At 74.4% G+C, this 15,211-nt stretch carries 12 protein-coding genes; 5 read left to right on the top strand and 7 right to left on the bottom strand.

Annotated elements, in window-relative coordinates; genetic code table 11:
• The first annotated feature begins 99 nt into the window (after positions 1-99).
• Positions 100-1,743 (top strand): P-loop NTPase family protein, encoded by a 1,644-nt coding sequence (locus AC060L_RS22270; protein ID WP_483800608.1) that lies wholly within the window; start codon positions 100-102, stop codon positions 1,741-1,743.
• Between the two features lie 335 nt (positions 1,744-2,078).
• A complete protein-coding gene (locus AC060L_RS22265) occupies positions 2,079-2,453 on the top strand; it encodes an RNA polymerase-binding protein RbpA (RefSeq protein WP_101384134.1) in 375 nt (124 codons plus the stop codon).
• A gap of 89 nt (positions 2,454-2,542) precedes the next feature.
• On the opposite strand, the gene fxsA is transcribed toward AC060L_RS22265, so the two are convergent.
• From fxsA to AC060L_RS22245, 4 genes are all read right to left on the bottom strand, one after another.
• Entirely contained in the window at positions 2,543-3,151 is a 609-nt protein-coding gene (gene fxsA / locus AC060L_RS22260) for an FxsA family membrane protein (RefSeq protein WP_483800607.1), read from the bottom strand.
• A gap of 57 nt (positions 3,152-3,208) precedes the next feature.
• Complete coding sequence (lnt, locus tag AC060L_RS22255; RefSeq protein ID WP_483800659.1) at positions 3,209-5,056, bottom strand: apolipoprotein N-acyltransferase; 1,848 nt, start codon at positions 5,054-5,056, stop codon at positions 3,209-3,211.
• 131 nt (positions 5,057-5,187) lie between these two features.
• A complete protein-coding gene (locus AC060L_RS22250) occupies positions 5,188-6,825 on the bottom strand; it encodes an amidohydrolase (protein WP_483800606.1) in 1,638 nt (545 codons plus the stop codon).
• Between the two features lie 49 nt (positions 6,826-6,874).
• Positions 6,875-7,315, bottom strand: a complete 441-nt coding sequence (locus AC060L_RS22245; protein WP_483800605.1) for an Lrp/AsnC family transcriptional regulator — start codon at positions 7,313-7,315, stop codon at positions 6,875-6,877.
• Between the two features lie 203 nt (positions 7,316-7,518).
• Between AC060L_RS22245 and AC060L_RS22240 the strand changes: the two genes are divergently transcribed.
• Complete coding sequence (locus AC060L_RS22240) at positions 7,519-8,070, top strand: hypothetical protein (RefSeq protein WP_483800604.1); 552 nt, start codon at positions 7,519-7,521, stop codon at positions 8,068-8,070.
• Between the two features lie 101 nt (positions 8,071-8,171).
• On the opposite strand, the gene AC060L_RS22235 is transcribed toward AC060L_RS22240, so the two are convergent.
• Positions 8,172-9,335, bottom strand: coding sequence for an acyl-CoA dehydrogenase family protein (locus AC060L_RS22235; RefSeq protein WP_483800603.1), 1,164 nt, complete (start codon positions 9,333-9,335; stop codon positions 8,172-8,174).
• A gap of 222 nt (positions 9,336-9,557) precedes the next feature.
• Here AC060L_RS22235 and AC060L_RS22230 point away from each other — a divergent pair, with 222 nt between their 5' ends.
• Positions 9,558-10,205, top strand: a complete 648-nt coding sequence (locus AC060L_RS22230) for a uridine kinase family protein (protein WP_483800602.1) — start codon at positions 9,558-9,560, stop codon at positions 10,203-10,205.
• Positions 10,206-10,559: 354 nt separating this feature from the next.
• Positions 10,560-12,704 carry an AAA family ATPase gene (locus AC060L_RS22225; protein ID WP_483800658.1) on the top strand — a complete coding sequence of 715 codons (2,145 nt, stop codon included), beginning with the start codon at positions 10,560-10,562 and terminating at the stop codon, positions 12,702-12,704.
• Positions 12,705-12,784: 80 nt separating this feature from the next.
• Here the strand turns inward: AC060L_RS22225 and AC060L_RS22220 are convergent, their stop codons facing one another.
• A complete protein-coding gene (locus tag AC060L_RS22220; protein WP_483800601.1) occupies positions 12,785-13,825 on the bottom strand; it encodes a hemolysin family protein in 1,041 nt (346 codons plus the stop codon).
• On the bottom strand, positions 13,822-15,147 hold the full coding sequence (locus AC060L_RS22215; RefSeq protein WP_483800600.1) for a hemolysin family protein: 1,326 nt from the start codon (positions 15,145-15,147) through the stop codon (positions 13,822-13,824). The genes AC060L_RS22220 and AC060L_RS22215 overlap by 4 nt, the downstream gene beginning before the upstream one ends.
• Between the last annotated feature and the right edge of the window lie 64 nt (positions 15,148-15,211).

Here is a 15,211-nt window from a genome sequence, read left to right as displayed (position 1 = left end):
GCGCCGACCGAAACACAGCCCTCACTCTCACCACCCTCACCGCCCTCACCCTCACCGCTCTCACCCCCACCCCTCCCGCCCGTCCCAGCAGCCCGGGGAGTGCCCTTGTCCCGCTACCGCCATCTGACCCGCGGACGCGACCAGCTGGTTCGCGGCCGCGAGCTCGCCCGCACCGCCGGAGACCACGCCGCCGACATGTTCGCGCCGCTCACCCTGATCGGCCGCGGCCTGCGCCGGCACGCCGACTGGACCAGGTCCCGCTGGGCCGCCACGCCCAAGGAGCGCCGCGGCCCGACCCTGCTGCTCACCGCCGCCGCGTTGGCCGGAGTCGTGCTGCTGCCGCACGGCCCGCTCTTCGCGATCACCGCGCTGGTGGCCAGCGCCGCGTGGACCGGCCGTGATCCGAAGCCCGCCCCTGAGCCGGTGCCGGACCCCGCCGACGTCAAGCTGCCCTCGCTGTACGCCGCGCTCACGCCCTACCTGGCCGCACCCGAGGACCCCTGCCCGCTCTACGGGCCCGAGGGCCGTTACCAGGACGCGTTCACCGGCTGGCAGTTCGACGCCGAGGGCCGGATCGCCGCACTGGAGATCGGCTACCCTGCGTACTTCACCGACACCGAGCCGGCCGCCCGGGCCCGGATCGAGCAGGTGGTGCAGGGCAAGGCCGGCCGTTCGAGGGAGTACCGCTTCGACTGGGACGAGGAGTGCAACCGTCTCCAGGTCACCGCGCTCGCCCCGCTCCCGGTCGACGTGCCCGCCCAGCACTGGGTGACGGCCCCCGGCGAGATCGTGCTCGGCTTCACCGACAGCCTCGCCACCCAGCGGATGATCCCGGTCAGCCAGGACGGCGGCGCGGGCCACCAGCCGCCGGTGATCTGGCGCACCGGCCCGCGCTCGGCCGAGCCGCACCTGCTGGCGCTCGGCTCCGCCGGCTCCGGCACCTCGACGCTGCTGCGCACGGTCGCGCTCCAGGCCCTGGTGCACGGCGACCTGCTGGTGATTGACGGCGCGGGCACCGGCGAGCACGCCTGCCTGGTCAACCGGCCCGGCGTGCACACGGTCGAGACCAGCCTGCACGGCGCGCTCGCCGCGCTGGACTGGGCCGCCCAGGAGACCGAGCGCCGGCTGGCCGCGCTGAACGCCGCCCGCTACCGCGGCGAACCGGCACCGGCCGACGTCACCCGTCCGCTCTGGCTGCTGCTCGACCACCCCACCGAGCTCTCCGAGCTCGCCCAGGCCGAGGGCCGCCCCGACCCCCAGGAGCTGCTGGAGGTCCCGCTGCGGCACGGCCGGGCCGCCCGGGTGACCGTGGTGGTGGCCGAGGCGCTGGAGGCGGCCGACCGGCTCTCCCCCACCGTGCGCGGCATCGCCCGGGCCCGGGTGGTGCTGGGCGCGCACACCCCGTACGACCTCCAGGTCGGACTCGGCGTCCCGCTCGACCTGGCGCCCGCCGCGCAGACCCCGCCAGGACGTGGCTACGCCAGGATCGGCAACCACCCGGCGGCGCGGCTCCAGGTCCCGGCCACCGTCGACCCGCTCGACGAGGAGGCGCCGCCCCGGCTGCGCGACGCGGTGATCGCGCTGCTCCCGCACCGGGACACCCGGACGGAGGCGGCCGCCCCGCCGGTTGCGCCGCCGATGCCCGAGCGGTTGCCACAGGTTCCGGCCGGCACCGAGGAGTCGCCGACCGCCCGGGTCGAGCTCCACAAGGACCGTGCCGGACGCGGCGCGGCCCAGATGTGACGCACCCCACAGGCCGCCGCACCGCCCGCGGCAGCCCGGATGAGCTGTGCGAATGGCCAATTCCATCGGCCCACCAGTACGCTCCCGAGGGCCGCCGCGCTCCGCACTCCGGAAAGAAAGCCGAATCGGTCACCGAGTGCGAAATTACTCGCACTCAGGGTGATATCTCTGTCCAGATGTGACAAATCGGACGGAGATGGGTACAAACAGGGGCGGCACGACAGACGACGCATGTCCCCGGACGGGAATCTTCGTCGACGGCCGAGCGTTGACCGAACGACGAAGACAGCGACCCCAACTAGTCCTGTGGGCCATAAGCCCTGGAGGCACGATTCATGAGCGAGCGAGCTCTCCGCGGCACGCGACTCGGCGCCACTAGCTACGAGACCGACCGTGGCATTGACCTGGCCCCGCGCCAGACCGTCGAGTACGCATGTCAGAACGGACACCGGTTCGAGGTGCCCTTCTCCGTCGAGGCGGAGATCCCCTCGGTATGGGAGTGCCGTTTCTGCGGCACCGAAGCAGTCCTGCTCGACGGCGACGAGCCGGAGGAGAAGAAGACCAAGCCGACCCGAACCCATTGGGACATGCTGATGGAGCGCCGGACCCGGGAGGAGCTGGAGGAGGTGCTGGCCGAGCGGCTGGCCGTGCTCCGCTCCGGCGGGATGAACCTCGCGGTACACCCGCGGGACACCCGTAAGAGTGCCTGACCTGAAGAAGTAGGCGGGCAAAAGCAGTACAGAACGTGTGTGGGGCCCGATCCGCAAGGATCGGGCCCCACACGTTTTACCCGGCGCCCTTACCGCGAGAGCGGCGGGCGGTTCTCGTCGTCAGGCGTCCAGGGCTGCCGCGGCTCGGCCGGATCCACCACCTCGCCCGGGATCACCTTGCCGTCCGGGCGGTGGATCCGCAGCTGCTCCTGCAGGCGCAGCGCGTCCGCGAGCGGGTCACCGCCGGCCGGGGTGACGCGCAGCGCCCGGCTCGCGACCCGGCGCCCCAGCACCCGCCAGAGTGCCCGGGTCGGCGGGAAGAGCAGCGTCAGGCCGACCAGGTCGGAGAGGAAGCCCGGCAGGATCAGCAGCAGCCCGGCCAGCACGGTGAGGCTGGTGCCGGTCTCGGCGGCGCCGGCCGGCGGCATGGTGCCCTGCTCGAACGAGGCAGAAGCCGCGCGGAACGCCTTCAGCCCGGCCCGCTTGATCAGCCGGCCACCGAGCACGGCGCCGAGCACCAGGAGCAGGAGCACCAGGAGCCAGCCGATCCGGTCGGCCACCTGGACGACCAGCCAGATCTCCAGCACCAGCCAGGCGGCGATCAGCAGTGGCAGCACCCGGCGCAGCAGACTGCGGCGACCGGTCGGCCGGCCGTTCGCGGCGCCGGGTGCTCGGGTCGGGTCAACGTGCTGGCTCACGGTCTGAATCACTCCATCGGCAGCGCCCGCGCGCACCGCTGAGCTGGTCCCGAGCGGTCAGGGCGCCACCGTGGACAACGGTTGAGCCTGCTCGGGTGTTCCGCCCTGCCGGCGGCGACGGCGACCGGCGAGCACCGCACCGCCGCAGGCCAGCAGCCCGAGGATGGAGAGCGTCCACTCCGGAGCGGCGCCCACCTTGTCGGCGAGCGTCTTGCCGTCCCGCAGCGGGACGTCCGCGCTCAGCGCGGCGGCGGTCAGCTCGGCGGTGTGCTGCTGGACCTTGCCGTCCGGGCCGATCACCGCGCTGATCCCGCTGGTCGCCGCGATCAGCACGGCCCGGCCGTGCTCGACCGCGCGCAGCCGCGACATCGCGAGCTGCTGGTCGGGCTGGCCGCTCTCGGCGTACGTCGCGTTGTTGGTCTGCACGACGATCACCCGGCCGCCGTCGTTGACGGTGTCCCGGACGATCTCGTCGTACGCGACCTCGAAGCAGATCACGTCGCCGATCCGGGCCGGGCCGAGCTGCATCACGCCGGTGCCCTTGCCCGGGTAGAAGTCGCGCGCGACCCGCTGCAGGCGGGTGATCACCTTCATCAGCACCGAGCGGAACGGCACGTACTCGCCGAACGGCACGGGGTGCTGCTTGGTGTAGTGGGCGCCGGGGCCGGTGCCCGGGTCCCAGACGATGCCCTCGTTCTGCACGTGCTGGTTGTCCGGGCCGTCCACCAGCGCGCCGACCAGGGTGGGCACGCCGATCGCCTTCACCGCCTGGTCGATCCGCTGGTAGGCCAGCGGATCGCTGTACGGGTCCATGTCGGAGGAGTTCTCCGGCCAGATCACCAGGTCGGGCTGGGGCGCCTGACCGGTCTTGATCGCGGCGGCCAGGCGCTCGGTCTCGGTGGCGTGGTTGTCGAGCACCATCATCGGCCGGCCCAGGAAGTCCATGCCGGGCTGCGCGACGTTGCCCTGGATCAGCGCGACCTTGACGGTCTGGTCCCCGGCCGTCGGCACCGGGACGGCGTAGCCGCTGACGGCGACCAGCAGCGCGCACGCGCCGGCCAGCACCGGGACGGCCAACCGGCGCGCGGCCGGCCGGGTGTCGGCGGCCTGCGGGGCTGGGGCGAACGTGACGGCGATCGCCTCGGAGTCGGCGACGTCGGAAGCATCGCTGACGTCGGCAGCATCGACGGTCGCAGCGGTCGTGGCGGTCGCTGCGGTCAGGGTGGCCACGGTCACCGCCGGCCTGCGGCGCACCGCGGCGACACCGGTGACCACCGCGTACGCCAGCAGCGCCCCGGTCAGCGCGACCGCGAAGGTGACCAGCGGCGCGCCGCCCCAGGCGGCCAGCGGGGTGAACGGGCTCGCCGTGTTGGCGAAGGCGAGCCGCCCCCACGGGAAGCCGCCGAACGGCAGCCGGTCGCGCGCCCACTCCTGCGCGACCCAGAGGCAGGCCGCCCAGAACGGCCAGCCGCGCAGCCGCGAGGTGACCGCGAGCCCGGCACCGAGCGCCCAGACGAAGAGCGCCTCGGCCACCGACAGGCCGACCCAGGCGTCGGAGCCGACCACCCGGATCCAGTCCAGCAGCCAGAGGAAGAACGGGAACCCGAACGCGAAACCGGTCCACGCGCCCTGGCGCGCCGTGCGACCGCGGGTCAGCAGCGACAGCGCGGCGACCGCGACGATCGACAGCGGCCACAGGCCGTACGGCGGGAACGACGCCGCGAGCAGCAGGCCGGCGCCGGCGGCCAGCGCCGAGCGGCGCCAGCCGACCCGCACCCGGGCCGCCAGCCGGGCGAGCCGCCCGGCCTGGCGAGCCGGCTGCCCGAGTGGCGCGGCAGCGGCGTCGTCCGGCGGGCCTTCCGGCTCCGAGGGTCCACCGGCTCGGGGGGCCGCGTCGAGGGGCAATGCCACCTGAGCACCAATCTCTCTGGCTGGCTCCCGCCGTCGGTTCAGCACCGCGGCGGGCAGTCGGATATCCGACGACGGTACCGTGCGGGGCCGTCGTCCGGTAGTCACGTGCGATGAGAATCCGCAGCTCAGGCCGCGTGTCGAGCCTCGAAGACGGTGCGGCCGCGGACCACCGTGCGCAGGCACTCGGGCAGCGCGCTGCCCGGGGTCAGATCGGGCAGGCCGGGCGTGCCGGAGCGCGGGTCGGTCGACCAGCCGGCCACCCGGGAGTCGGGGGCCTGGACGACCAGCTCACCGGTCCGCCAGAGCGCGTAGGTGGCCGGCGCGCCGGGGACCAGGACGCCCTCGTGGTCGTGGCCCAGCGCCCGCCAGCCGCCGCGGGTGTGCGCGGCGAACGCGGCGCGCACCGAGATCCGGTGCTCGGGCGTGCGGTGGAACGCCGCGGCGCGCACGGTGCCCCACGGGTCGAGCGGGGTGACCGGCGCGTCCGAGCCGAAGGCGACCGGCACACCGGAGCGCAGCAGCGCGGCGAACGGGTTGAGGCCGGCGGCCCGCTCGGCGCCCAGCCGCGCGGCGTACATGCCGTCCGGGCCGCCCCAGGCGGCGTCGAACGCGGGCTGCACGGAGGCGGTCAGGCCGAGCTCGGCGAAGGCCGCGACGGCCTTGTCGTCCAGCGCCTCGGCGTGCTCGACGCGGTGCCGCAGCGCCTTGACGGCGGCCGGGCCGAGCCGGTCCACGGCGGCGCGCACGCCGGCGAGCACCGCGGTGAGGGCGGCGTCGCCGATCGCGTGGAAGCCCGCCTGGAGGCCGGCCTCGGTGCAGGCGACCACGTGCGCGGCGACCTGCTCGGCCGTCAGGTAGGCGGCGCCGCTCTGCTGCGGGTCGTCGGCCGGGGCGTCCTGGTACGGGGTGTGCAGGCAGGCGGTGTGCGAGCCGAACGAGCCGTCCACGAAGAGGTCGCCGCCCGCGCCGACCGCGCCGAGCCGGCGCGCGGTCTCGACGCCGCCGCGCTCGCTCAGCTCGCCCCAGTAGCCGTAGACCTCGGGGCCCGGCTGCTCGGCGGCGAGCGCGAGCAGCGCGGCCAGGTCCTGCTCGGAGGAGATCTCGGGGCCGGCGCACTCGTGCAGCGCGGCGATGCCGAGCGAGGCGGCCCGGCGCAGCGTGGCGAGCTGGGCGTGCCGGCGCTGCTCCTCGGTCAGCCCGGCGAGCGCGGCCCGGCGCACCGCGTGGTGCGCGTCCCGGGTGAGCGGGCCGCTCGGGTGGTGGCCGGGCAGCTCGGCCAGCGCGGGGGTGAGCGCGCGCAGCGCGCTGGTGGCGAGCGCCGAGTGCACGTCGGTGCGGGAGAGGTAGAGCGCGGCGCCGCCGGCGGCCGCGTCGAGCTCGGCCAGCGTGGGCGGGCGGCCCTCGGGCCAGCGGGTCTCGTCCCAGCCGTGGCCGATCAGCACGCCGCCGGTGGAGCGCGCGTGGCCGGCGATCCGGGCCAGCGCCTGGTCGAGCGAGGTGCAGTCGGAGAGGTCGAGGCCGGTCAGCGCCAAGCCGGTGGCGGTGGCGTGCACGTGGGCGTCCACGAACGCCGGGGTGACCAGCGCACCGGCCAGATCGACCACCTCGTCGGCGACGGCGGCGTAGGCGTCGGCGGCGCCCTCGCTGCCCACCCAGGCGATCTGCTCGCCCTCGATCAGCATCGCGGTGGCGAAGGGGTCGGCCGGGCTGTAGATGTCGCCGCCGCGCAGCAGCACGGTGCGGGAGGTGGTGCGTTCGGTCATGAACCCAAGTCTGCACCCCTGGCGTCCACCCACCGGACACCGGCCCGGGCTAGAGCTTGGGCGGGCGGGCCTCGTACGGCGTGGAGAGGACCACCGTGGTCCGGGTGGAGACGCCGGCCGCGGTGCGGATCCTGGCCAGCAGGTCCTCCAGGTCGCCGGGGGCGCCGACCCGGACCTTGAGGATGTAGTTCTCGTCACCCGCCACGCTGTGGCAGGCCTCGATCTCCGGCAGCGGCGCGAGCCGCTCCGGCACGTCGTCAGGAGCGCTCGGATCGAACGGTTTGACCGAGATGAAGGCGGTCAGCGCGAGGTCCACCGCGTCCGGATCGATGATCGCCGAGTAGCCGCGGATCACACCGCGCTGCTCCAGCCGGCGGACCCGCTGGTGGACGGCCGACGTGGACAGGCCGGTGGCTTTGCCCAGGTCGGTGTAGCTCATCCGGCCGTCCTGGACGAGCAGCTGGACAATGCGCTGGTCTAGATCCTCCACAAGGCGCAAACCTACAGGAGCGCCGGGCGCGTCCCGGACGGGCTGCTCCGGCGGCGCCGTTGGCACATGCCCGGGGAATGTGGCGAAGGCCACACTCCCGTGCATCACCCTGCGTCGACCTGCAGGGTTATGACGGCCCGTCGGCGGGAAGGGCTGGTCATGGCCCTGGCCGTGTTGGCCCGGCCCGATCCAAGGGGGATCACATGCCTACAGCTGAGCAGCGCGCCTTCGGCCCCGAAAGCACCCTCACCTCGCTCGACGGGCTCCCGCACGCAGGTGCCCCGCTCGACCCTGACGGACCCGAGGACGGCGCCGACGGCGAGGATCCGGGCCCGGGTCTCGCCCTCGCGCCGGGTGACCCCGGCGAGCCCGAGACCTGGGAGATCGTCCGCCTGACCTGCCCGGAGTGCCAGCGCCCGATCGCCCTGCTGGGCGACGAGGAGCAGCTGCCGCAGCACGCGGTGCTGCGGACCGCCTGGCACCCGTTCTCCCCCGCACTCTGCCCCGGCTCGGGGCTGCCGGCCGACGAGCTGGACGAGTGCGAGCCGCAGCACGAGGACCAGGCCGCCGCGCTCGCCGCGCTGCTCGGTCTGCCCGCCGAACTGGACTGGCGCACCCAGCCGTTCTCGCACGCGGCGCGGCCGTCCTCGGTACCCGCGCAGTCGGCGCTGATCCCGGCCCAGCCGATGCCGGTGCGGCACGCGGCCCCGGCTCGGCGCCGGGTTCCGGCCCAGGGCCACCTGGTCAGGCGCTGAGCCGCCTGGTCGGGCACTGAGCCGACGGGTCGGACCGGGCGGTCGCGCAACCGGCCGGGCCGACCCGTCGGATCGTCAGATCCTCAGGCGGCCACCCGCGTTCAGCCGCGGGTCAGGTGGCGCCCGATGACCAGGCGCTGGATCTGGTTGGTGCCCTCGACGATCTGCAGCACCTTGGCCTCGCGCAGGTACCGCTCGGCCGGGAAGTCCTGGGTGTACCCGTAGCCGCCGAGCACCTGGACCGCGTCCGTGGTGACCCGCATCGCGGTGTCGGTGCAGAACAGCTTCGCCATCGCCGCCTCCTTGGAGAAGGCGACCCCGGCGTCGCGCTTGCGCGCGGCGGCGAGGTAGAGCGCGCGGCCGGCCTCGATCTGGGTGGCCATGTCGGCGAGCATGAAGGACAGGCCCTGGAAGTCGGCGATCGGCCGGCCGAACTGCTGACGGGTCTGCGCGTACTCGACCGCCAGGTCGAGCGCGGCCTGGGCGACGCCGATCGCGCAGGCGGCGATGCCGAGCCGGCCGGAGTCGAGCGCGGCGAGCGCGATCTGGAAGCCCTGCCCCTCCTCGCCGATCAGCCGGTCGGCGCCGACCCGCACGCCGTCGAAGTGCAGCTGGGCGGTGGGCGAGCTGTTCATGCCCATCTTGTGCTCCGGCGGGGCGGCCGAGAGCTGCGCGGCGTCGCCGGGGACGAGCAGGCAGCTTATGCCCCGCGCGCCGTCCACTCCGGTGCGCACGATCGCGCTGTAGAAGTCGGCGCGGCCGCCGTGCGTGATCCAGGCCTTGGTGCCGCGGATCACGTACTCCTCGCCCTCGCGGTCGGCGCGGGTGCGCAGCGCGGCCGCGTCCGAGCCGGACTGCGGCTCGGAGAGGCAGTACGCGCCGAGCTGGCCGCCGCCGAGCATGCCGGGCAGGTACTTCTGCCGCTGCTCCTCGCTGCCGAAACCGGCCAGCGCGTGGCACGAGAGGGTGTGCACGCTCACGCCGAGGCCGACCGCGAGCCAGCCCGCCGCGAGCTCCTCCAGCACCTGCAGGTAGACCTCGTACGGCTGCCCGCCGCCGCCGTAGGCCTCGGCGTACGGGAGCGACAGCAGGCCGGCCTCGCCCAGGGTCGCGAAGACGTCGCGCGGGAACCGGGCGGCGGCCTCGTCCTCGGCGGCCCGCGGGGTCAGCTCGCGCTGGACCAGGTCACGGGTGAGGGCGAGCAGTTCGCGCGCCTCGTCGCTGGGCAGCTGACGCTCCACGGGCTTGGCGGGTGCGGCGTTCATGAGGGTGGGTCGCCTCCTCGTTGAGGCCCCGGGGTGCTGGGGCGGCGCTGGGGGGAGCTGGTGGACGTCCGGGTACCGGGTCGCGGTGAACGGGCGTTCACATGGATCTGGCGATGCGAGTATGCCCGATCCGGGCCCGTCCGTCACGATCCCGCCTGACACCGGGCGCAGCCTTCGCACGGCTGTGACCTGGGACGCCGTACCGGCCCGTAGAGTTGCCGCATGGACCACGCCGGCGGCCTGCCCGCCCTCGCCGCGCAGTTGCGGGCCCTGGCCCCCTCCTGCGGCCCGGTGCGGCTGGTCGCCGTGGACGGCCACGCAGGCTCGGGAAAGACCACGTTCGCCGGTCGGCTGAGTGAGGTACTCGGCGGCGCACCGGTCCTGCACCTGGACGACCTGGCGACGCACCAGGAGTTCTTCGAGTGGGACGGCCGGCTGCGCGAGCAGGTGCTCGCACCGCTGGCCCGGGGCGAGCGGGCCCGGTACGGCGTCTACGACTGGGAGCTGAGGCGCTTTGCGGGGGCGCGCGAGCTGGCGCCCGCGCCGGTGATCCTGATCGAGGGCGTCGGGGCCGGGCGACGGGCCGTGCGCCCCTGGCTCGCCGCGCTGATCTGGATGGAGCTGCCGCTCGCGGACGCCCGACTGCGCGGCCTGGAGCGGGACGGTCCGGCGCTCGCCGAGTTCTGGGAGCACTGGTCGGCGGCCGAGGCGGCGCACTTCGCGGCGGACCCGAGCCGGCCGTTCGCCCAGCTCAAGGTGGACGGGCGCACCGGTGAGCCGCTCGCCGACCGGCTCACCGCGCCCGCCGGTGCGACGCCGCCCCGGCAGGCGGCTAAGCGGCCGCTTGACCAGGCTACGGAGAGCTACTAAGTTCGCTCTCGCCGGGATTAGTTGATCCCGCAACCAGATTCGGCACCTCCGGCTCGTTCCCCCGTGAGCCGGAGGTGCCGTTCTGCTTCCCGCAGACCGGCCCCCGCGCTCGCCGATCAGCCGTCGGTATACCAACGGTCAACGCGCGCAGCCGATTTGAACTCGCGCGGGCCCCTTCCGGATCAGCGCGGCGCCGGTACGATTCCTCACAGGCGCATATGCGTCCCGGGTGCGCGGCGTGACCCGCCATCGACCGGGCCTCGGTGCACACCACGGGGGGCGTGAGTGAACACTGTTGACAATTCCGGCGGCACCGGCCCATACGGACCGGCCGACCGGGCATGGCTGCGTGCCATGGACGCCTACACGGCCGGCGCGTACGCCAGAGCCGAGGAGGAGTTCCGCACCGCGGTCCGGCTGGACCCGGGCATGGCCGACGCCTGGCTCGGCCTGCACGCACTGCGCTGCGACACCTCGGGCGCGCTGCTCGCGATGCACCGGCACAAGAAACGTTTCGGCGAGCAGCGCCGCCGCCACCAGCGGCCGCTCAGCTCCTGGTACTGGCTCGGCTGGTGGGTCCAGCCGGTGCTGGAGGACGGCCGCGACCTCTCCCTCGCCCATGCCTCGCACTGGCTGGACGGCCGCCACCTGCACGAGCTCGACCGCGCGCTCGCGCAGTGCCCGCCGGTCGAACAGGACCGCTCGGTCCGGTTCCTGCACGCCTGCCGCTCGTACCTGCTCAAGGACTGGGAGCAGCTGATCCGGGACACCGACCAGCTGCTCGACGACACACTGCTCGGCATCGAGTCCGGCCTGTTCGGCGGCATGGCCCGGGTCCGGCTGGACATGTGCGCACAGGCCCAGACGCCGCTGGCCGCCTCGCTGGCCCGCTGCCGCTCCGAGCAGCCGCAGCGCAAGGAACTGCGCTACTGGCTGGGCCGGGCCTACGAGGGCGCCGGGCGCAGCGCGGCCGCGCTGCCGCTGTACCGGGCGGTGCACCGGGCCGACCCGGCGTTCATGGACACCGCCGCCCGGCTGGCCGCGATCGCCGCCGAGGACGGGCTGGGGCTGCTGGAGGAGCTGCCCGGGTTCGGGGCGGGCGAAGGGCTGGGGCTCGGGCTCGGATTCGGCCTGGGGGCCGGCGAGACGCTGATCGAGGGGCTGGGCGACGCGCTCGGCAGCGGGCTCGGCGAGGGGCTGGGCGACGGGCTCGGCGACGGCCTTGGTGAGGAGCTCGGCAGCGGGCTCGGCAGCGGCCTGGGTGAGAGGCTGGGCGAGGAGGTGACCGCCGGCGGCGAGGAGGGCGGCTACCCGCAGCCGCCGGGCGCCGGCCTGAACCAGTTCGCCGACCGCTCCGGCCTGGCCGAGCGCCGCGGCGAGGGGGCCGGCGCCGGTGAGTCGGCCGAGGGCGACGGAGCAGGTGCGGGCGCGAGCTCGGGTGCGGGCACGGGTGCAGGTGCCGGCCCAGGTACCAGTGCAGGCCCAGGTACCAGTACAGGCGAGAGCAGCGTGCCGCCGTCCGGCTCGGTACCGCGGGCGACCGGCGCACAGGCGCCGGCCGGTCCGGCTCGACCGAGCGGGCCCCCGGCGGCCGGGCGGCCGGAGACCGGCCGGCGGACCCCCGCGGCGCAGGCGGCCGAGGACCGGCACCGGTTGGACGCCGCCTTGGCGGAGCTGGAGCAGATGGTCGGCCTGGACCCGGTGAAGCGCCAGGTCCGCGCGCTCTCCGCGCAGTTGCGGATGGCCGGGCTCCGCGCCGACCAGGGCCTGCCGGTGCAGCCGCCGAAGCGGCACTTCGTCTTCTCGGGCCCGTCCGGCACCGGCAAGACCACGGTGGCGCGGATCCTCGGCCGGGTCTTCCACGCGCTCGGCCTGCTCTCCGGCGAGCACCTGGTGGAGGCCCAGCGGGCCGACCTGGTCGGCGAGTTCCTCGGCCAGACCGCGGTGAAGGCGAACGAGCTGATCGACTCCGCGCTGGACGGCGTGCTCTTCATCGACGAGGCGTACAGCCTGGCCAACTCCGGCTACAGCAAGGGCGACGCGTACGGCGACGAGGCGCTGCAGGTGCTACTGAAGCGGGCCGAGGACAACCGGGACCGGCTGGTGGTGATCCTGGCCGGCTACCCCGAGGGGATGAACCGGCTGCTGGCCACCAACCCCGGGCTCAACTCCCGCTTCACCACCCGGGTGGACTTCCCGAGCTATCGCCCGGCCGAACTCACCGCGATCGGCAGCGCGCTGGCCGCCCGGGACGGCGACGGCTGGGACGAGGACGCGGCGGACGAGCTGGCCAGCATCTGCGCGCACGTGGTCGGCGAGGGCTGGATAGACGAGCTGGGCAACGGGCGGTTCATCAGGACGCTCTACGAGAAGTCCTGCGCGTACCGCGACCTGCGGCTCTCGATGGCCCGCGACCTGCCCGGCCGGGAGGACCTGGTGACACTGAGGCTGCCGGACCTGGTGCAGGCGTACGGCGAACTGATCGACGGCCGGGGGTAGTCCGCCCGGCCGTCGAACAGAACGCCGTCGAACAGAACGCCGTCGATCAGCACGACCCGCGGATCAGCGCAGCCGGCGGATCAGGCCGCCGCAGGGCGGTGGTCCGGGTCGTGCATCTCGCCGACCAGCTCCTCCAGCACGTCCTCCAGCGTGACCAGCCCGACCGTGCGCCCGTCCGCCGTGGTGACGGCGGCGAGGTGCGCGGCGGCCCGGCGCATCGCGGTGAGCGCGTCGTCCAGCGGCATCCGCTCCCCCACCACGGTGACCGGGCGCCAGAGCCGGACCGGGACGGCGGCGTCCGGGTCCTCGACCTCCAGCACGTCCTTGACGTGCAGGTAGCCGAGGATCGCGCCGCCGCCGTCCACCACCGGGAAGCGCGAGAAGCCGGTGGCCACCGCCAGCTGCTCGACGTGCCGGGCGGTCGCCGAGGTGCCCACGGTGACCAGCTGTTCCAGCGGCAGCAGCACCTCGGCGACCGGCCGGCGGCCCAGCTCCAGCGCGTCCTCCAGGCGCTCCTGCTCGGCGGCCGCGAGCAGGCCGGCCGCGCGCGACTCGGCGAGGATCCAGAGCAGTTGCTCGGCGGTGTAGACCGAGGCGACCTCGTCCTTCGGCTCCACCCTGAACAGCCGCAGCACCCCGTTCGCGAACGCGTTCAGCAGCCGGATCACCGGGCCGAGCACCCGGGCCAGCCGGGCCAGCGGCGGGCCGAGCCAGAGCGCGGCGCGCTCCGGCGCGGTGAGCGCGACGTTCTTCGGCACCATCTCGCCGATCACCATGTGCAGGAAGACCACCAGGGCGAGCGCCAGCGCGTACGCGATCGGGTGGACCAGCCCGTCAGGGATGCCGATCGCGTGGAACGGCCCCTCCAGCAGGTGCGCGATGGTCGGCTCGGCGAGCGCGCCGAGCAGCAGCGAGCAGACCGTGATGCCCAGTTGGGCGGCGGCCAGCATCGCGGAGACGTTGCTCAGCGCGTGCAGCACGGTGCGGGCCCGGCGGTTGCCCGCCTCGGCCAGCGGTTCGACCTGGCTGCGGCGCACCGAGATCACCGCGAACTCGGCGCCGACGAAGAAGGCGTTCCCGAGCAGCAGCAGGAGTGCCGCGAAGAGTTGCAGGGCGATCATCCGAGCTCACCGTTCTTCTCGCTGCGGTGCTCCAGCCGGACCCGACTGGTCCGGTGCCGGTCCACCTCCTGCACGGTCAGCGTCCAGCCGGGCAGTTCGGCCTGCTCGCCGGGCGCGGGGATCTTGCCGAGCAGGTCGGCGAGCAGCCCGCCGAGCGTCTCGTACGGCCCGTGCGGGGCGTTCAGCCCGATCGACTCCAGCTGGTCGAGCCGGGCGCGGCCATCGGCCAGCCAGGCCGGGCGGCCGTCGGCCCCGGGCAGCGCGATCAGCTCGGGGGCGGCGCCGGGGTCGTGCTCGTCGCGGACCTCGCCGACGATCTCCTCGACGATGTCCTCGATGGTGACCACGCCGGCGGTGCCGCCGTACTCGTCGATCACGATGGCCATCGGCTGGCGGCGCCGCAGCTGGTCGAGCAGCCGTTCGGCGGGCAGCGTCTCGGGCACCAGCAGCGGCGCGCCGGCCAGCCGGCCGACCGTCACCTCGGTGCGGCGCTCGGGGCGCACGCCGAGTGCGTCCTTGAGCGTGACGGTGCCGGTGACCTCGTCCAGGCTGTGCCGGTAGACCGGGAACCGGGAGAAGCCGGTGGCCCGGGTCAGGTTGACCACGTCCGCGGCGGTGGCGTCCTGGTGCAGCGCGGCGACGTCCACCCGGGGCGTCATCACGCTCTCGGCGGTCAGTTCGGCCAAGCCCAGGGTGCGCACGAAGAGCAGCGCGGCGTCCTCCTCTATCGCGCCGGCCTTCGCCGAGTGCTGGGCCAGGAAGACCAGTTCACCCGGCGTGTGGGCGTGCGCCAGCTCCTCGGTCGGCTCCAGCCCGAGCGCCCGGACCAGCCGGTTCGCCGAACCGTTCAGCCAGCGGATCAGCGGCCGGCAGGCGGCGGTGAACGCGCGCTGCGGACCGGTGACCGCGCGGGCCACCGCGAGCGGGCGGGAGATCGCCCAGTTCTTCGGGACCAGCTCGCCGATCACCATCTGCAGCACAGTGGCCAGCACCATGCCGACCAGCACCGCGACACCGGTCGCGGCGGAGGACGGCACGCCGGCGGCCTCGGCGACCGGCCCGAGCAGCGTGGAGAGCGCCGGTTCGGCGAGCATGCCGACCACCAGCGAGGTGACGGTGATGCCGAGCTGGGCGCCGGAGAGTTCGAAGGAGAGCGAGCGCAGGGCCTTGGCGACCCCGGCCGCGCGCCGGTCGCCGGACGAGGCGGCCCGCTCGACGGTCCCCCGGTCGACGGTCACGAGGGAGAACTCGGCGGCCACGAAGAGGCCGTTCGCGAGGATGAGCAGCACGGCCGCGGCGAGCAGCAGCCAGGCGGTGATCACAGCGCCGCCTGCTCTCCGGACGACAGGAGAAAGGCGGCGGGGGTACTACCGGACGGATCGTCCA

It is taken from the genome of Kitasatospora sp. NEAU-69 (genome assembly GCF_057158765.1).
The sequence above is the reverse complement of the archived record's forward strand: the minus strand, read 5'-3'. Positions and strand labels throughout refer to the sequence as shown.